A 17860-nucleotide genomic window follows, 5' to 3' on the forward strand; every position below is an offset into this window, starting at 1 on the left:
AAGGACAACATGAGCGACACAAGTTTCCTCACTCCGGGCGATCTTCTCGCCGACGGTGTGGTTCGTTCCACGGACGCCCCCGGACGCGCCGACGCGTTCCTGCCCGCACCCCAGGTGCAGAACCACGCCGCCAATCTGGCGGTGCTGCCGGACGGAGCGCTCGGCTGCGTGTGGTTCGCTGGAACCCAGGAGGGTGTACCGGATATCAGCGTGTGGTTTTCCCGACTCGAGGTGGGTTCGCAGACGTGGACCACCCCGGTGCAGCTTTCCGACGATCCGACCAGATCCGAGCAGAATCCGGTTCTCTTCGTTCGCGATTCAGGTGTGATCTGGTTGCTGTGGACGTCACAGCATGCCGGTAACCAGGACACCGCGCGAGTGCTGAGGCGCATCTCGAACGACGGCGGGGTCACCTGGGGCGACGCGCATGTCCTGATTCCCGAATCCGATGCGGGCGGGGTGTTCGTTCGTCAGCCGGTCGTCGAGACTGCGTCGGGACGATTGCTGCTTCCGGTGTTCCACTGCGTGAAGATCGAGGGTCGGAAGTGGGTCGGCGACCGTGACTACAGCGGTGTCATGATCTCGGACGACGACGGAGCCACGTGGCGCGAGGCCGTCGTTCCGGAGAGCGTCGGGTGTGTGCACATGGACGTGGTGGTGAGACCCGACGCGTCGTTGGTCGCGCTGTATCGCAGCCGCTGGGCCGATTTCGTGTATCGCAGCATCTCTACCGACGACGGCGAGACGTGGACGGCGCCGGTACCCACCGAACTTCCCAACAACAACTCGTCGGTCCAAGCGGTCGGTCTCGCGGACGGAGGGGTGGCCCTTGTCTACAACCACTCGTCGGCGTTGGACGCGACTTCGCGGCGCACCTCGTTGTACGACGAGATCGACGACGACGGGTTGGCCGACGGTTCCGATGTCACGGTGGAGGCACCTGTCGACGACGGCGACGCACGCTCCGCGTTCTGGGGTGCGCCACGGGCGCCGATGACTCTCGCTGTCTCGCGCGACGGCGGTCTCACGTGGCCGATTCGACGTAACCTCGACGAGGGCGACGGCTACTGCTTGACCAACAATTCGCGTGACGGGTCCAATCGTGAATTCTCGTATCCGTCGATCGCAGAGACGGCGGACGGGCGGATTCATGTCGCCTACACCTATTTTCGTCAGGCGATAAAGTACGTTCGGCTCGAGCGAGCGTGGATCGGTGAGTCGCAGTGACTCCGCACGCCATCGTCACAGGAGTGAGCAGTGGCATCGGCGCGTCCGTTGCCGGGACGCTCCTCGATCGAGGTTGGCGCGTGACCGGTCTCAGTCGCTCACGGCCGCGTGGGAAGTTCGGCGGAGAGTGGGTCGGTGTCGACCTGGCCGACACGGCGGCGGTGTCCGAGGTCGTCGGGACTCTGGATGATCCGACGGCAGTGGTCCATGCGGCCGGGGTCCAGCGTTCGGGCCGCCTGGGAGCTCTCGATCCTGCGCACAGCGAGCAGATGTGGCGCGTGCATGTCGCGGCAGCCGAGGTACTCGTCGACGGGCTGTCGGCCCGGATAACGACAGGCGGGCGAGTCGTGCTGATCGGCAGCCGCACCATGACCGGTGTAGCGGGCAAGAGTCAGTACGTCGCGACCAAGTCGGCTCTGGTGGGGATGGCACGGTCCTGGGCGATGGAGTTGGTGGAGCGGGGAATCACGGTCAATGTCGTTGCGCCGGGCCCGACCGACACCCCGATGCTCAACGACCCCGGCCGCAGTAGTACTCCGCCGATCACACCCCCTCTCGGCCATCTGATCGATCCCGCGGAGATTGCCGATCTCGTTGCGTTTCTGTTGTCGCCGAGCGGTCGAAGCATCACGGGTCAGACGATCGTGCAATGCGCCGGGACTTCGTTGTGAAAACGTCCCATGCGAAATTACTGCGCAAAACGCGCGAAAGTGCTACTTTGAGATGCGCGAAAAGCGCAATATGGACTGGGAGGTTCGATCGATGAACGCTCGACCAGACCTTCTCGTGCTTGCCGACGATCTGTCCGGTGCCGCTGAAAGCGCGGCGGCGTTCCTGGGACGCGATGTCGCCATCGCCATCGACGTCGCCGATGCCACCACTGGCGTGGTCCCGTCGACGGCCGAGGTTCGTGTCGTCGATCTCGGTACGAGAGTGATGTCTTCCGCAGACGCTGCAGCGAAGCTGAACGCCGCGGTCGCGGGGCTCCCGTCCAGCGTCCAGGTGATCAAGAAGATCGACTCCATGCTTCGCGGCAACATCGCAGCCGAGATGGAAGTACTCGCCGCAACCGGCCCTGTCGTGATCGCCGCAGCTCTCCCTGCACTCGACCGGATCACTGTGAACGGTGTTCTGCACATCGACGGAGTTCCGTTGCACCTCAGCGGGCGATGGAACATGGAAGACGCTGTGCCCCCTGCGTCGATCGGCGCCATGCTCGGTGCTGCCCCGCACGTTCTCGTGGGCGCAGGCGTCGACAGTTCCGACCTGGTTACCGCGCTCGACGCTGGGATCGCCGTCTGCGATGCCGCGACCGACGCGGACCTCGATGCAGTGGTGGCTGCGGCAGCAGCGCTTCCGGGTGTTCGTCTCGTGGGTACGTCGGCGCTCGCAGCAGCCGTGGCGCGCACACTTCCCGCGGCTCGGGTCGACAGCGGCAATCTCGAGCCGGTACCTGCTCTGATAGTGGTGGGCACCGCAGAAACCGTTGCTGCCGAACAGGTTCGACATGCGGTGGCCGCCGGTGCGTGCCCGGTACAGATCGATGTCGACGACTTGGTGAACGGGCGTGCGAACCCTGACACCGTCCGATCCGCGCTGGCCGGCGGCGTCGCCGTTCTCACGGTCGCCGGGCCCGTCGATACGAGACTGGCGGGCTCGGTGTCGCGCGCATTGGGGGAGTTGGTCGCATCGGTGGTGCGCGGCCGAGCGATCGGCCTCGTTCTCACCGGAGGTGAGACCGCCCGACGCGTAGTCGACGCTCTCGGGATCACCACACTCGTACCGATCACCGAAGTGCACGACGGGGCGGTGGTCTCCCGCACCGAGGACGGGTCGTGGATCGCCACCAGACCCGGAAGCTTCGGTGGTCACGACAGCTTGATCTCGATGAGCAACTACCTGCGCGGCATCGACGACACTTCCCATTTTCTCTCTCACAGTGAGGCATCGGCATGACTTCAGCACTCCCTCCCTACATCGCGGTGACCATGGGCGACGGCGCCGGCATCGGCCCGGAGGTCATCGTTCCTGCCATGATCGATCCGTCGACGCTCGAGCGGTGCCGACCGGTCGTCGTCGGCGACGCGAAGAGACTGGCGCTCGCCGCGGACGTTCTCGGCATCGAGGTCGACATCGTCGTGGTCGACGCAGTCACCGACGCCGAGTTCACCCCGTCGCGCATCAACGTGATCGACCTGAACCTGCTTCCCGAGGATCTGCCGTGGGGGCAACTTTCCGCGGTCGCCGGTGACGCCGCCTACCAATACATCCGGGTGGCAAGCGAACTCGCGGTTCGGGGCGAAGTGCAGTCGATCTGTACAGCTCCGCTCAACAAGGAAGCGCTGCACGCCGCGGGGCACATCTTTCCGGGCCACACCGAACTGCTCGCGCACCTGACCGGCACCGAGGAGGTGTCGATGATGTTGTCGACACCGAAGCTCAAGGTCATTCACGTGACAACGCACATCGGTCTGCTCGACGCTGTCGCCAAGATCGAACCTGGACTGGTCGAACGCACGATCAAGCGGGGACACGAGGCGCTGGTACGTTCCGGCAATCACAACCCGAAGATCGGGGTCTGCGGCATCAACCCGCACGCTGGGGAGAACGGCCTCTTCGGATACGGCGAAGAAGACCTGAAGATCGTCCCGGCTGTCGAGAAGCTGAAATCCGAAGGGATCGATGCGGTCGGCCCTCTGCCCGCGGACACCGCATTCTTTCTTGCAGGTCGCGGTGACTACGACCTGATCGTTGCGATGTACCACGATCAGGGACACGGACCGGTGAAGGTTCTCGGCATCGAGGCGGGCGTCAACATCACCGTGGGGCTTCCGGTCATCCGGACGTCCGTGGATCATGGAACAGCATTCGATATCGCAGGGAAAGGAATCGCCGAGGCCGGTAGCATGGTCGAAGCGTTACGGCAGGCGGCCGAATTGGCAACCAGCCCAGCACTACTGAGCTGAAAAGGGGGCGGGTCATTGCGCGAATCGGAGATCCGGCGTAGCGAAATCGTTCGGCTGGCAAAATCGGGCGCACTCACGAGCGTCGACGAGTTGTCCTCGCTGTTCGAGGTGACTGCGTCGACAATTCGTCGTGACCTGAACCATCTGACCGAACGAGGACTGCTCGCACGAACGTACGGCGGGGCCATTGCGCTGAGCGGCCACCGCGAACCGTCGATCAAACAGCGCTCGCTCGAGGGATACGACGCCAAGCGCGAGATCTCGGCGTGGGCGGCCGAGCAAGTCGAGCCGGGGGAGACCATCCTTCTCGACGCAGGAACGACCGTCGGCGCGATGGGTGAATTTCTTCGATCGGCGACAGACTTGACGGTGATTGCAGCCGGTCTGACTGCGCTGGAGTCGTTGGCCGACGCAGACTCGGTCCACGTCGAGTGCATCGGCGGGACGCTGCGTCACCTCAGCCAGGGTTTCGTGGGTCCGTTGGCCGAGGCGTCGCTACAGCGCGTCTCGTTCGACCGAGCGTTTCTCGGGGCGGACGCGGTCACAGCGGAATTCGGTATCTGCGAAGCCGGGTACGAGCAGACACGGCTGAAGGAACTGATGATGGAGCGCGCCGGACGTACGTATGTACTTGCGCACTCGGCCAAGCTGGGGCAGAAGCCGTTCCACGCCTGGGCGCCCATTCCTCCCGGTACGACCCTCGTCACGGATTCGGCCGCGACTCGGGAGCAGATCGAGCCATTCGAGAGGGCATCGATCGACGTCGTGGTTGTCTGACGTGCATCCGGGGTAGACGACCTGAAGAGTTGTCTACTGCAAGGAGTGCGTTGTGCGCTACGACTATCTGATCGTCGGCGGCGGAATGGTCGCCGACAACGCTGCACGTGGAATTCGAGAGCTGGACAAGACGGGTTCCATCGGAATTCTGGGCGCCGACAGCGACGAGCCCTACACCAGGCCCGCGCTGTCGAAGAAGCTGTGGACCGACAAGGATTTCGGCCGTGACCAGGTCCCGCTGAACACGGCGTCGGACACCGGCGCGGAGATACACACCACCACTCGGGTGGTGTCCGTCGACCGTGCGAAGCGGACCGTCGCCACCGATTCGGGTGACGAATTCGAGTACGGCGAACTGCTGCTGGCAACGGGAGGCTCGCCCAGACAGATCGACCTCGCGCCGAGTCCTCGGGTGATCTACTTCCGGACGTTCGCCGATTACCGGGCGCTCCGTGAGCAGTTGCAGACGGCGTCACACATCGCCGTGGTCGGCGGTGGGTACATCGGCGCCGAGATCGCGTCTGCCCTGGTTCAGAACGGCGTCGAGGTCACGTTGGTGACGTCCGACGCCAAGGTCGGTGCGCACATGTTCCCGGACGCCCTGGCAACGGCGTTCGATCAGGGGTTCGTCGACCACGGTGTGACGGTGCGCCGAGGAGTGAAGGTGACGTCGGGCGCCGAGGCGTCGGCGCGGGTTCAGCTACAACTCGACGACGGGTCCGCTCTCGAAGCCGATGCGGTGGTGTTCGGGCTCGGTGTCACCCCGAACTCCGACCTCGCCGAGGCAGCGGGGCTGAAAACCGAAAACGGCATCGTCGTCGACGAGTTCTTGCGGACCGACGACGAGCACATCCACGCGGCGGGCGACGTTGCGAACTACCCCGATGCGATCCTGGGTCGTCGACGCATCGAGCACGTCGACAACGCCAACGAGATGGGTAAGGCGGTCGGTCGAATCATGGCGGGCGGCACCGACCCGTACACCTACACCCCGTACTTCTACTCCGACGTGTTCGACGACGGATATCAGGCCGTCGGCACGGTGTCGACGTCGTTGAAGACGGTGGAGGACTGGAAGACGAAGCCCAGCGAGGGCATCGTCTACTACGTCGACGAGTCCGATGCCGTGAAAGGTGTGCTGTTCTGGAACGTCTGGGAAGGCCTGGACGACGGGAAACAGCTCATCGCCGACGCGTCGGCGCCGCCCGTGTGAATCAGGACTTGTTCGCCGCGCTCGCTGCCGTCGCCAGCTGAGTCAACAGTGGAGGCACGTCCATCCGCGGTACGACCGCCTCGATCACGACCATCCGGTCTCGTTGTGCCGCTGCGTCGTTCAGTACATCGCGGAGTTCGCCGACTGTCGTGACCCGGCGAACAATGGGCTCGGTACCGACGCCGAGCGCGGCGGGGATCGCTGTCCAATCCCAGGACACGATGTCGTTGTACTCGGCCGTCTCACCGTGAATGGCGCAAGAAACTGGACCGACGGTCCCGGTGTGACGGGGCTCCCGCCGCGTCGATCGAAGAATTCTGGAACAGTGGATATCGACACATGGCAGAGGAGTCCAGAATGCCCGCACACCCGGAGATCGGAACCGAGCGCGAACGCGTCGAGGAACGAGTGCGGCGCTGGTGCGAGGACGCTCGGCTCGAGGGCCGCCGTCCGTTGTTGTCCGACGCCTCCGCCCTGGCGATAGCGTCCGGAAGGCTCGACGAGGCGACGCGCGCGGTGCTGTCGGCCAGGCGTCGAGCAGGTAGGTCGCTGCCGAGTGTCGGCGGGTTCGGTGCGGTGCGTGTGCTGGCGGACGAGCGTGATCGCTGGTTGTCGAAGGACACGAAGAACAAACCGGGGTCGGCGATGGTGTACCGCCTGCGCGCCGCAGAACTGGCGAAACGACTGGACCACCTGCGGACGGAATTCACGCTCTCCAGCACGCACTACGCGCACGGCGTGCGGGCCGTCCGCCGGGATCGACGTGACGGTCTGCACCTCGATCTCGACCAGCGTGACCTGCTGTTCGACGCGACGATGCACACCCCTGTTCCTCGACGCGAACAGGGAACGACGCTGGAACGCACCGGGATGGCTTTGCTCGAGACCGCGGCGGAACGAGTGTCCGAGGCGGCCGCGAACACGCGGTTCGCCGAGCTTGGGGACAAGGCAGCGAGCGTGGTCGTCGATTATGCGGACCGACGAGACGACGCGTTCCTGGACAAATTCGAAGCCCTACTGTTCCTCGCCGGTCACTCGGTGGACCGAATCCACACCTCACCGGCGTGGCGATCCGACCATTTTCTCGTCCAGCGCACGCAACTCGACCTGATCGACGAGCTGACCCAGATTTCGGTCGACGTGCATTCGTTGCAGGGGATCGGTGACGAACTCGACGGCATCGCCGCGATGATGTTCGACGACGCCACCCGCGCTCAGGTGTCGACCAGGCGTGCCGCCCTCGACACCGTGTGGTCTCAGCTCATCGACCGTGTCGCAGCGCTGGTGCGCGTCGCGGATCTCGTGACCCACGCGGAGGGCGACCTGCGGACCATGGACGTGATGCAGAAAGCGCAGAGCCTCGACAGCAGAATCGATGCACTCGTGGCTCGCGCGGGCCAGCGCGAACTGTCCGCCGACAACACTCACTTCGTCGGCGACCAGTTCTAGCGCCGCGACGGGTCAGGCGATGATGGCGAAGAGCACTGCCGCCACCGCGAAACTGACCACCGACAGAATCGTTTCCAACACTGTCCATGTCTGCAGTGTCTGCTTGACCGTCATGTTGAAGAACTTCGCGATGATCCAGAAACCACCGTCGTTGACGTGACTGAGAATGATGGAGCCCGCTGCGATCGACATCGCGACCAGCGCGGTGGCCATCGGTGAGTAGTCCTGTGCCGCAACGAGAGGTCCGACGATTCCGCCGGTCGTCACGATCGCGACGGTGGCCGAGCCCTGGGCGATACGCAGCGCGCAGCTGATGACATACGCGAGGACGATGATCGGTAGCCCGGCCGCGGCCATGGCGTCGGCGAGGGCGGTGCCGATTCCCGTGGCCGAGATGACCTTTCCGAAGAAGGCGCCTGCACCGACCACCAGGAGCAACATGCCGACCGGACGCAGGGATTCTCCGGTCAACGTGCTCAGTTCCTGAACCGTCGAACCGCGCCGGATCCCCAGGACGTAGAACGCGATCAACACGGCGATGAGCAGTGCGACGGCCGGTGTGCCGAGGAAAGTCAGCACCTCGAGCAGATTGCCCGGGTCGAGGAGGATGCTGCCGAACGTGGCGCCGAGAATGAGGACGAGCGGGACCGCGATGATTGCACCGATGAGTCCGACCGACGGGGGAGTGGTGACGACGGGACGCTTGGTCGCGACGCCGCTGCCGCCCGTCGGCTCGGCGTCGTCGCCTTCGTTGACGAAGTCCTCGGGCACATCGACGATGACGCGTTTGCCGATCCAGTTGCCCCAGACGAGGCCTGCAGCGATGAATCCCGGTATTCCGCAGACGAATCCCATGAGGATGAGCCAGCCGAGGTTGACCTCGAGCAGTCCGCCGAGAGCGACCGGTCCGGGGTGAGGCGGTAGGAATGCGTGGGTCATCGAGAGGCCGGCGAGCATCGGAAGTGCATACAGCACCAGCGATTTGCCGCCCTGGCGAGCTGCTACGTAGACCAACGGCGCGAGAACGAAGATGCCGATGTCGAAGAACACCGGGATGCCGAAGATGAGACCCAGCAGGCCCATCGCGATCGGCGCACCGCGGTCCCCGAACACCCCGAGGAGCTTGGACGTCAATGCCTGCGCTCCACCGGATCGTTCGAGGATGGCGCCCAGTACGGTGCCGAGTCCGATGATGACCGCGATGTGCCCGAGAATGCCACCGAACCCGGTCTCCAGTAGTGACTCGTTGCTCTTGATCGCTGTACCCACGATTTCCGACACCGGCAGGCCTGCCGCCAGCGCGAGACCGAGTCCGACGATCAACAGGGCTACGAACGGTTCGAGCTTGACCCTGATGATGACGAAGAGAAGTACGGCGATGGCCAGGCCACACAGTACGAGAAGGCCAGGGGTGGATGTCCTGAGCCAGTCGACGGCGGTACTCATGAAGTGCCTTTCGGTGAAAGAGAAGTGACGAAACGTTGTGCGCGTTCGGCGATACCGTCCCAGTCGTCGGATGCGACGGCTGCGGGCGAGACGACGTCTGTTCCTGCAGTGACGGCGACTGCGCCGAACGTGAGGAAGTCCGCGGCATTGGAGGTGTTGACGCCGCCGGACGGGACGAGCTTGGCGTCCGGCAACGGCCCGAGCAGGTCTTTGAAGTGCGCGGGACCGAGGGCTCGTGCCGGGAAGATCTTGACGGCCGCAGCGCCCATGTCGATCGCGTCCATCACCTCGCTGGGAGTCAGAGCGCCCATCATCAGCGGAACACCGCGTGCCGAGGCGACCTCGGCGACGGCGGGTCGGAGCCCGGGGGTGACGAGGAATTGTGCGCCCGAGTCGATCGCTGCCCGGGCCTGTTCGGACGTCAGAACCGTGCCGGCTCCGACCACCGCACCCGCGTCGGCGGCCACCCGCAGCAGGTCGAGCACGCCAGGCGTCGTGAACGTCAGCTCGACGGCGCGGATACCGCCCCTGGCCAATGCCTCGGCGAGTGCCTGCGGATCGGAGATCGAGGGTGCTCGCACCACGGCGAGGGCACGGTCGTCGAGAATGGTCTGCAGTGCGTTCATCGTTCCGCTCTCAGAGAATGTCCGGCGAGAATGCCAGTGGGTCGTCCGTCGTCGATGGCGAGTCGGCCGTTCACGATCACATGGCCGATACCGACGGCTTGTTGCTTCGGCTGCTCGAATGTCGCTGTGTCGCGGACTGTATCGGGATCGAAGAGAACCAGGTCCGCAGCGTTGCCGACCGCGATGGTTCCTCGGTCGGTGAGTCCGAGCCGCTCCGCCGGCCGTCCGGTCAAGTGGTTGACGCAGTCCTCCAGGTCGAGGAGCTTCTCCTCGCGCACGTAGTGGCCCAGGTAGCGCGGAAATGTTCCCCACGCCCGTGGATGGGGGCGTTCGCCGACGAGAATGGCGTCGCTTCCGCCCATGTGCCGAGGATGCGCCATGATCGCGCGCACGTTCTCCTCGTGCCCGACATGCTGCAGAATCGTCGTCGCCAGTTGGTCGCGTACGAGGATGTCGAAGAACGAGTCCACCGGTGATTCGCCCCGTTCGGCGGCGATGTCCACCATCGTCTTGCCCACCAGCGAGTCCAGTTCCGAATTCGCGACACCACTGATCTGGATGGTCTCCCACTCGACCGTCACACCGTGGCAGCCGTCGGATCCGTTCACGTTCACGTCCTCGGTGATGCGAGCGCGCATCTCCGGGTCGCCGAAACGGGCAAGCGCCTGATCCGGCCCACCGGACATGGCCCAGCTCGGAAGCAATGCGGACAGCGTCGTGGCTCCGGGCAGGTACGGGTAGGTGTCCAGCGTGACGTCGCAGCCGTCGGCAAGTGCAGAATCCACCTTGTCGAGGAATTCGCCCGCCCGGCCGCGGTTCACGCCGAAGTTCATGGTCGCGTGGGTGAGGTGCAGTGCGCATCCGGTCGCCCGCGCAAGATCCAGCATCTCCTGATACGCCTCCAGCGCACCTGCGCCGTACGATCGCGTGTGCGGAGCGTAGAAGCCTCCGAAATCGGCGACGACCTCGCACAATGCGCGGAGTTCGCTTGTATCGGCGTACATCCCGGGTGTGTACGTCAACCCGCTCGACATCCCGACGGCGCCCTCGCTCAGGCCCTGGGCAAGCAGTTCCTGCATGTGGGAGATCTCGCGAGGCGTCGCCGGACGCTGATCGCCGCCGACGGCCAGATACCGGAGCGTGCCCTGAGGTACGAGGTACGCCGCGTTCGGTGTGATGCCCTGATCGAGCCGCGTCAGGTACTCGGCCACCGACCGCCAGGAAAAATCGAGGTCCGACGGGTTGCCGTTCCAGCCGGCGATCTGACGGCGCACGACATCGAGCGTGGCGTCGTCGATCGGGGCGTAGGCGATACCGTCCTGGCCGATGACCTCGGTGGTCACGCCTTGACTGATTTTCGGGAAATGCCCTGGATCGGTCAGCAACCGAAGATCGGAATGTGCGTGCATGTCGATGAAGCCGGGGGAGAGCACATGCCCAGCCTCGGCCTCGATGACCCTGTCCGCTGCGGTCGTGACGCCGGGTTCGGTGATGGCCGCGATGATGCCCCCGTCGACGAGGACGTCACGACGCACGCGCGGTGATCCGGTTCCGTCGACGACGTCGGCTCCACGAATCAGCAATGTCATTCGTGGCTCCTAGAAAAAGGTGTGGACGAGGTCGACGACGCGCGGATCGTCGCTGCCTGCATCGTCGACGAGGGGGATCAGCCGCCATTTGTCGAAGGCAGTGCACGGATGCGAAAGACCCAGGCGAACAACGCTTCCGATCGGAGCCGCGCTGGCGTCCGGGGCGAACCGCAGGAAGGCGTGCTGGTCGTTGAGGGCGGTGATCTCGCCGTCGACCGACTGCGGAGTGGGCAAACCCTCGTCGTAGGGGAGGTCCCGCTTGCCAGCATCGAGGAGCGCGAGGCCGGGCTCCGGGCGCGACACGACGCGCGCCCAGCCGTGCATCGCAGCTTCGAGTGGATGGTCCGAACGGCTCGGGATCATCGGTGAGATCTGTGAGTAGAACCCATCGTCGTGGATGATGTACGCCCCGGACCGGAGCACCACCGTGGTCGCGACGCCGCGTGCGCCGTCCTCGTCGGCCAGCGGCGCCAGGTGCGCGGCCACGATGTCCTGATACGCGCTTCCGCCCGCGGTGACCACGGCGTGCTCGCCGTAGAGACCTGCTGCGTCGAGTTCTCGATGGAGCGTTGCGACGGCATCGAGGTAGTCGGCGACGGCCTTCAGGCCGGCCTCGGACCGATCGTGGCTGAGGGCGCCCTCGTATCCTCCGACACCCGCGAGTGCCAGACGAGGCGACGCGGCGACGGCGTCGGCGACCGCACGAGCTTCGTCGATCGTGCGCGCACCGGTTCTGCCGTGCTCGCCGCCCAGCTCGACGACGACGTGGACCGGCCTGGTTGCGCCTGCGTCGGACAGGGCTGCGTTCATTGCCTCGACGGTACCGAGTCCGTCTGCCCAGCAGTAGAATTCGAACTCCGGATGCTCGGTGAGTTCCCGTGCCAGCCAGGCGAGACCGACCGGGTCGACGAGGGCGTTGGCCAACATGATGCGTTGCACGCCGAACGTTCTCGCCAACTGCACCTGCCAGATGGTCGCCAATGTGATTGCCCACGAACCGGAATCGAGTTGGCGTTTCCAGAGCGCCGGAGCCATCGTCGTCTTGCCGTGCGGCGCGAGTTTCACACCCGCCTCGGCAGCCCAGGCGGCCATGACCTCGATGTTGTGAGTGATTCGTTTGTCGTCGAGCGTCAACAGCGGCGTCTGGAAGGACGTCGCCGACGGTGCTTCTCGGACGAACTCCTCGATCGAACGTCCCCAGGCGTGGGGTGGAACCGACTTGTGTTCGGGTCCGATCGTTCGCGCTCGTAGGGCGTTGACGGCGTGCGTGTCGATCAAGGTGGAGACCTCCAAGCGGGTGCGCGTTGCGTAATATGCAACGGCTGTTGCGCAAAATGTTTGTGGTTAGTAGTGTGCATCCAACAGGGGCCGGCTCGCAAGCATTCGAAGGAGATCTCTTGCTTTCATCGCCTCGCGCGGTATGCGTCGGAGAAGGACTCGTGGTTCTCGTTGCCGAGCCCGGCGCCCTCGAAGACTCGGATTCGTTTCGACGTTCAGCAGGTGGAGCCGAAGCCAACGTGGCACGCGTCCTCGTCCAGCTGGGTGTGTCCACGTCCTGGTTGTCACGCGTCGGAGACGATGGATTCGGCCGATACCTGCTACGCCAACTCGGCGAATCAGGTATCGACGTATCTGCCGTGTCGGTCGACCCTGTGCGTCCGACGGGGATCTACGTCAAGGAACGCGGAGCCGGCACCGGTGTCGGACACGATCTGCCGCGCGGCGAGAGTCGCATGACGTACTTCCGGACTGGATCGGCTGCCAGCGCTCTGTCAGCCGACGACCTGGTTCCCACCGTGATCGAGACGGCGGACATCGTCCACCTCTCCGGAATCACCGTCGCGTTGTCGGCCTCGGCCGAGTCGATGTCCAGGGCACTGCTGGCGTCCGCGACGACCGTCAGCTTCGACCTGAACTTTCGGCCCGCGCTGTGGGGCTCGAGAATCTCCGACGCATCCTCCGTGCTGGCTGACCATGTCCGCGGCAGCGACGTGGTGCTGATGGGTGCCGACGAGGCGCACGAGGTCTTCGGGATCGACGATCCCGCAGCGTTGCGCGCGGAGTTCCCGGAACCGCGTCACCTGGTGGTCAAGAACGACGCGCACGTCGTGACCGCATTCGACGGATCGTCGCGCGTCGACGTTCCTGCCCTCACACTCGACGTCGTGGAAAGAATCGGCGCGGGCGACGCGTTCGCAGGCGGATTTCTTGCCGGTTTGCTGACCGGGCGATCGGCTGTGGACAGGGTGCGCCTCGGCCACCTCTGCGCGGCAGGAGCCTTGACCGCACACGGTGACGCGGCCGAGGTTGCTGATCCCTCTCGGCTGGCCGCGGCGCTGGCCCTCCCCGACGCGGAGTGGAACTCGGCACGATTCGCTGATCTGGTCGCGCAATGAGCCAAAGCCTGTCCCGAGCGTTGACCATCCTCGGCCTCCTGGGGGAGGAGACGAGGTCGCTCGACCAGCTCGCCCGAGAACTGGACGTGCACAAGACAACCGTGCTGCGACTGCTGCGCACCATGGAGTCGGACCGCTTCGTCCAGCACGACGCCGACCACCGATACGTGCTCGGGTCACGATTCTTCGAACTCGCCAACCGCGCACTCGAACAGCGGGATGTGCGCACGGTAGCGAGGCCGCACCTCGCTGCGCTCAACGCCGCAACCGGACAGACGATCCACCTGGCAACCCTCGAGGGTGGCGAGGCGGTGTACATCGACAAATTCGATGCGACGCAGAGCGTCCGGATGTACTCGCGTATCGGAAGACCCGCCCCGTTGCACTGCACGGCCGTGGGAAAGGTGCTGGTCTCCGCACTCCCACGTGCCGAGCAGCGGCAGATCGCGCAACGCATCGAGTACGTGCGGTTCACCGACCGAACCATAGATTCCGCCGAGCGGTACCTCGCTGAACTGGACCTCGTAGCCGAGCAGGGCTACGCCGAGGACCACGAGGAACACGAGACGTTCGTCAACTGCGTGGGTGTACCGATCCTCGACGGCACCGGACGAACCGTTGCGGCGGTGTCGATGTCGGTACCGGACATGCTCCTCGACCACGGACAAGTCCTGGGGAAATTACCCGAAATTCTGGCTGTCGCCGAAGCTATTTCAGCGGACCTCGGTTGGAAGCCGTCCGAGAAGACCTCGTAAGAAAGGAAAGTAATGAGCGAAAAGATCGCAGTTCGAACCGATGGGGCACCGGCACCCGCGCACACGTTTTCCCAGGGGGTGCGCAAGGGTCCGTTCGTGCAGGTCTCCGGCCAGGGACCGGTCGATCCGAAGACCAGTGAGTACCTGTACCCGGGCGACGTCGCCGCCCAGACCACGAGAACACTCGAGAACGTGCGTGCGATCGTCGAAGCGAGCGGTGCGACCTTCGACGACGTCGTCATGCTCCGCGTGTACCTCACCAAGCGCGAGGACTTCGCCGTCATGAACGACGCGTACGGCGAGTTCGTCCAGAAGTACACCAGCGGGGATGTTCTGCCCAGCCGCACAACAGTATTCACTGGTCTGCCCCGTGAAGAAATGCTCGTCGAGATCGACGCCGTCGCGATTGTCTGATATCAGGTCCGACGACCGGCCGGGCTCCTTTCGTGGAAGCACGGCCGGTCGACGGAGGCCCGGCGGGCTCAGGCGTTGTCGAGATTTTTGATCGCTACCAGAGCGCTCCGAAGTGCCCGGACAACTCGGTCCCACGGAACCGCCTCCAGAGCGCACTCCTCGGCCGCCCCGGAGTCTCCACGAAGCATGGCTTCCTGTGCGTACTCGCGCCACGATTCGGCTTGTTCGGCGCAGAACGTCTCGAAACGTCCGATCCTCGTGCGGTCAGGTCCACAGACGGACAAAATGTCGTCGGCGTCGACCTCGCCACCGGACTCCGCATCCATCTCCAGCAACGTCATCAGTTCTGCCGGAAGTTCCTCGTCGCTGGGGTCCGCGGACCCGTCGCTTCGATCGGTCGTGTCGAGGGCGGGAACAACACCCCCGATGTGATCGGCGAACTCCTCGTCGACCGTCGCCGCGAATGTCGCAAGGCGGCCTGCGGCATTCACCACGTGCTGTGGGACGAACGGATCGGCGTCGATCGTGCACGCGACATGGACACGGTCCTCGACCAACAGGAACTTCAGCCGCGGGTGCCGGCGATTGAGATCCGCGACGACCTCCGCAGCCCGTGTTCGCCCGGCAATACGCTCGACGACGAGCGCATGAATGCGGATCTCGTCTACGCCCGCAGCAGTGACGTATGCGATGACCGGCCCGATGGCGATGCTGACGACTCCGTCGGGCGTGACCGACACCCGATCCCCGAAGGTCTCCAGCAACGGACCCGCCACGTCCGGGGGACAGGCCGACTCGTCGGGCATCGGTGCAGTCGGTGCCTTCGCCCCAGGCCGGAAGAGGAACGAGGGATGCGGGATGTTCCACGCGCATCGGATCTGCTCGACGACCGTCGAACACAACCGGTCGACCCACGCTGCGCAGTCCTCGACGACGAAGATTCCGTCGGCCTCGGCCGGCTGCCACGGAGGCGGGGGAGAACCGAGCCCCGACGACGCACACACGAGCGTCCCCTCGCGCGTCAGGCGAAACAGCATTGCTCGCCGCGGTGAGCCCTCGGGCTCGAAATCGGGAGATATCGACAGCTCCGCACCTGGTTCCAGCGACGCCAGGTGGTCAGCCAACTCGGTCGTGAACGTCGTCCAGTCGGACTGCGTTGCAGCGTCAAGGTCAAGGCCGTTGTGCTTCGGCATACTTCTCCCCGTTCCAGCGAACTTCGAACATTCGATCGAACAGAAGTTATCGCGGGGTACCGACAAGGATCGGTCAGCGGCGCCTGTCCGCCCGGACGACCGTCGCCGGAACGAGCAATTCGGCGGACGTCAGCGATCCATGGTGCCCCTCGAGAGCCGACGCGTTCGCCTCCGCCTGGGTTCTCACCACGGCTGATTCGTCCTGCGCGAGGGCCAGCACGTCTCCGATTCGTTCGGCGACCTCGACGGATACCGTCGAACCGAACCAGCCTCGTGACACCGCATCTTCACGGGTGACGACGAGGAAGTGCTCCCCGAGTATCTCCTTCCATGTTGCCTGCACGTCGACGCTGCTTCCTGGCCGTGTGTAGAGGTAGCGCATCCGAGGCTCCCCGCCCAGGAGCCTGACGCCATCTCGCAGCTCCGGGGTCGAGTCGTAATCGAACCGCCGGTCGATCTGGACCATTCCGTGGTCGGCGACGACGATCAGCGCGCCGTCGGGCGGGAGACCATCGGCGATCGATTCGGCGAGCAGGTCGACGTGACGAAGATGCAGGCGCCACGCGTGCGATTTCGGCCCCCGGACATGACCTACCAGGTCGAGGTCGCCGTGATAGGCGTAGACCAACGTCGGGCCGGGAGCATCGAGCACGTCGAGTGTTCCTGCCGCGAGATCGGCAAGGGAGACCGAGTTGCGAAACTCGGCTCCGCGAAGAGAAGCGCGTGTCAATCCGGAACCTGCCTGCATGGACGGACCTACGTGCACAACGCGGACGCCGACGTCACGCGCACGCTCGAACGCCGTCGGTGTCGGTTGGAAGTGCTCCGGAACCACATCAGTCGGTAACTCCTCGGACGCGGACGTCCCGTGAAGTTTCCACTGAAGACTGTTCATGAGGCGCTTGTGGCCTGGAAGCGCGACGAGATATCCGACGACACCGTGCTCTCCGGGAGTGAGCCCTGTGCCCAGCGAGCTGAGACTCGTCGCCGTCGTACTCGGAAAACCCGCGGTGATCGATCGAGTGGTGTGCGCGGTGAGGAAGGGAGCGTCTTCCGGATGGTCGGCAAGTTGCTCGCTGCCGAGTCCGTCGACCATCAGGACACACGCTCGTCGGACACCGTGGAGATTGAGACCGAGTCTGTCGGCAGACGAATTGCCCGTCAGATGAGCCACCACGGACGGCACCACATCGGACAGGGCCCCGGTTCCATAGCGCGGTGAAAACAGCATGACGCAACCGTATGCGCCGGAGCGGCACCGCGCAGCCTCTGTTGTTAACTCGTCCAAGCGCCTGACCAGGCGATTTGCGAAGGAGTTCTTCTTGGCGTAACTTTTGTCGAGTCAGAGCGACACGGACACCGACCCGGACCGAAAGGTGCGGGACACGAGGTTGGACGCAGATCGAACTGGCAGCCCCTTACGAGGTAAGAGTTTACTCCGTGAGGGACATGAGCGTGTAAGCCCCGAAGTAGAAGCGCAAGCGGATACGACGGTGTGTGCGTGTTCTTTGAGAACTCAACAGTGTGTCGATGAATGTCAGTGCCGAATGTTTTAGGCGCTCATGCTTTTTAGTGTGGGTGTGTCGGCTGCGGTCCTTCTTCCCGTCGGATTGTGGTTGACGAAAATTTAGTGCTAGTTGAGTTTTTTTGCTAGTGATTTGGACTTGATGTCATTTGACTGATTCACGATCTTCGGATTGTTGTTTCTAGAGTCTTTTACGGAGAGTTTGATCCTGGCTCAGGACGAACGCTGGCGGCGTGCTTAACACATGCAAGTCGAGCGGTAAGGCCTTTCGGGGTACACGAGCG

Annotated in this window: 16 protein-coding genes, 1 rRNA gene and 1 pseudogene; 11 read left to right on the forward strand and 7 right to left on the reverse strand. The window is 64.4% G+C overall.

Annotated features, from left to right (window positions below):
* The first annotated feature begins 9 nt into the window (after window positions 1–9).
* The 6 genes from CH293_RS19220 (at window position 10) to CH293_RS19245 (ending at window position 6183) form a co-directional block, all read left to right on the forward strand.
* Complete coding sequence (locus tag CH293_RS19220) at window positions 10–1227, forward strand: exo-alpha-sialidase (protein ID WP_094721173.1); 1218 nt, start codon at window positions 10–12, stop codon at window positions 1225–1227.
* Window positions 1224–1898, forward strand: coding sequence for an SDR family NAD(P)-dependent oxidoreductase (locus CH293_RS19225; protein ID WP_094721174.1), 675 nt, complete (start codon window positions 1224–1226; stop codon window positions 1896–1898). The genes CH293_RS19220 and CH293_RS19225 overlap by 4 nt, the downstream gene beginning before the upstream one ends.
* 91 nt (window positions 1899–1989) lie before the next feature.
* Window positions 1990–3183 carry a four-carbon acid sugar kinase family protein gene (locus CH293_RS28625; RefSeq protein ID WP_255122916.1) on the forward strand — a complete coding sequence of 398 codons (1194 nt, stop codon included), beginning with the start codon at window positions 1990–1992 and terminating at the stop codon, window positions 3181–3183.
* Entirely contained in the window at window positions 3180–4193 is a 1014-nt protein-coding gene (pdxA, locus tag CH293_RS28630) for a 4-hydroxythreonine-4-phosphate dehydrogenase PdxA (protein ID WP_094721176.1), read from the forward strand. The genes CH293_RS28625 and pdxA overlap by 4 nt, the downstream gene beginning before the upstream one ends.
* A gap of 15 nt (window positions 4194–4208) precedes the next feature.
* Window positions 4209–4970 (forward strand): DeoR/GlpR family DNA-binding transcription regulator, encoded by a 762-nt coding sequence (locus CH293_RS19240; RefSeq protein WP_094721177.1) that lies wholly within the window; start codon window positions 4209–4211, stop codon window positions 4968–4970.
* Window positions 4971–5022: 52 nt separating this feature from the next.
* Entirely contained in the window at window positions 5023–6183 is a 1161-nt protein-coding gene (locus CH293_RS19245; RefSeq protein ID WP_094721178.1) for an NAD(P)/FAD-dependent oxidoreductase, read from the forward strand.
* Window position 6184: 1 nt separating this feature from the next.
* Here CH293_RS19245 and CH293_RS19250 read toward each other — a convergent pair.
* Window positions 6185–6439 (reverse strand): annotated as a pseudogene (locus tag CH293_RS19250) (indolepyruvate decarboxylase); the annotation flags it as partial.
* A gap of 101 nt (window positions 6440–6540) precedes the next feature.
* Between CH293_RS19250 and CH293_RS19255 the strand changes: the two are divergent.
* Window positions 6541–7632 (forward strand): hypothetical protein, encoded by a 1092-nt coding sequence (locus CH293_RS19255; RefSeq protein ID WP_094721195.1) that lies wholly within the window; start codon window positions 6541–6543, stop codon window positions 7630–7632.
* A 12-nt stretch (window positions 7633–7644) separates the two neighbouring features.
* Here the strand turns inward: CH293_RS19255 and CH293_RS19260 are convergent, their stop codons facing one another.
* From CH293_RS19260 to CH293_RS19275, 4 genes are read right to left on the reverse strand one after another with little or no spacing between them, the layout of a single operon-like run.
* Window positions 7645–9078 (reverse strand): GntP family permease, encoded by a 1434-nt coding sequence (locus tag CH293_RS19260; protein WP_037105375.1) that lies wholly within the window; start codon window positions 9076–9078, stop codon window positions 7645–7647.
* Complete coding sequence (locus tag CH293_RS19265; protein WP_094721179.1) at window positions 9075–9704, reverse strand: bifunctional 4-hydroxy-2-oxoglutarate aldolase/2-dehydro-3-deoxy-phosphogluconate aldolase; 630 nt, start codon at window positions 9702–9704, stop codon at window positions 9075–9077. Before CH293_RS19265 ends, CH293_RS19260 begins: the two co-directional genes overlap by 4 nt.
* Window positions 9701–11293: an amidohydrolase family protein gene (locus tag CH293_RS19270; RefSeq protein WP_094721180.1), complete on the reverse strand. Its 1593-nt coding sequence runs from the start codon at window positions 11291–11293 to the stop codon at window positions 9701–9703. Before CH293_RS19270 ends, CH293_RS19265 begins: the two co-directional genes overlap by 4 nt.
* 9 nt (window positions 11294–11302) lie before the next feature.
* Window positions 11303–12586, reverse strand: coding sequence for an alanine racemase (locus tag CH293_RS19275; RefSeq protein WP_094721181.1), 1284 nt, complete (start codon window positions 12584–12586; stop codon window positions 11303–11305).
* A gap of 104 nt (window positions 12587–12690) precedes the next feature.
* On the opposite strand from CH293_RS19275, the gene CH293_RS19280 reads away from it, so the two are divergent.
* From CH293_RS19280 to CH293_RS19290, 3 genes are read left to right on the forward strand one after another with little or no spacing between them, the layout of a single operon-like run.
* Complete coding sequence (locus tag CH293_RS19280; protein ID WP_094721182.1) at window positions 12691–13689, forward strand: sugar kinase; 999 nt, start codon at window positions 12691–12693, stop codon at window positions 13687–13689.
* Entirely contained in the window at window positions 13686–14444 is a 759-nt protein-coding gene (locus tag CH293_RS19285) for an IclR family transcriptional regulator (RefSeq protein WP_037105389.1), read from the forward strand. The genes CH293_RS19280 and CH293_RS19285 overlap by 4 nt, the downstream gene beginning before the upstream one ends.
* Before the next feature lie 12 nt (window positions 14445–14456).
* The gene (locus tag CH293_RS19290; protein WP_037105392.1) at window positions 14457–14858 is read left to right on the forward strand and encodes a RidA family protein; all 402 of its coding nucleotides are present in this window, start codon (window positions 14457–14459) and stop codon (window positions 14856–14858) included.
* Between the two features lie 68 nt (window positions 14859–14926).
* Here the strand turns inward: CH293_RS19290 and CH293_RS19295 are convergent, their stop codons facing one another.
* Both CH293_RS19295 and CH293_RS19300 read right to left on the reverse strand, forming a co-directional pair.
* Window positions 14927–16051: a hypothetical protein gene (locus CH293_RS19295; RefSeq protein WP_094721183.1), complete on the reverse strand. Its 1125-nt coding sequence runs from the start codon at window positions 16049–16051 to the stop codon at window positions 14927–14929.
* Between the two features lie 73 nt (window positions 16052–16124).
* On the reverse strand, window positions 16125–17282 hold the full coding sequence (locus tag CH293_RS19300; protein WP_176460055.1) for an alkaline phosphatase family protein: 1158 nt from the start codon (window positions 17280–17282) through the stop codon (window positions 16125–16127).
* A gap of 484 nt (window positions 17283–17766) precedes the next feature.
* On the opposite strand from CH293_RS19300, the gene CH293_RS19305 reads away from it, so the two are divergent.
* A 16S ribosomal RNA gene (locus CH293_RS19305) occupies window positions 17767–17860 on the forward strand; the annotation flags it as partial.

The organism is Rhodococcus sp. 14-2470-1b (assembly GCF_002259415.1).
GTDB lineage: Bacteria > Actinomycetota > Actinomycetes > Mycobacteriales > Mycobacteriaceae > Rhodococcoides.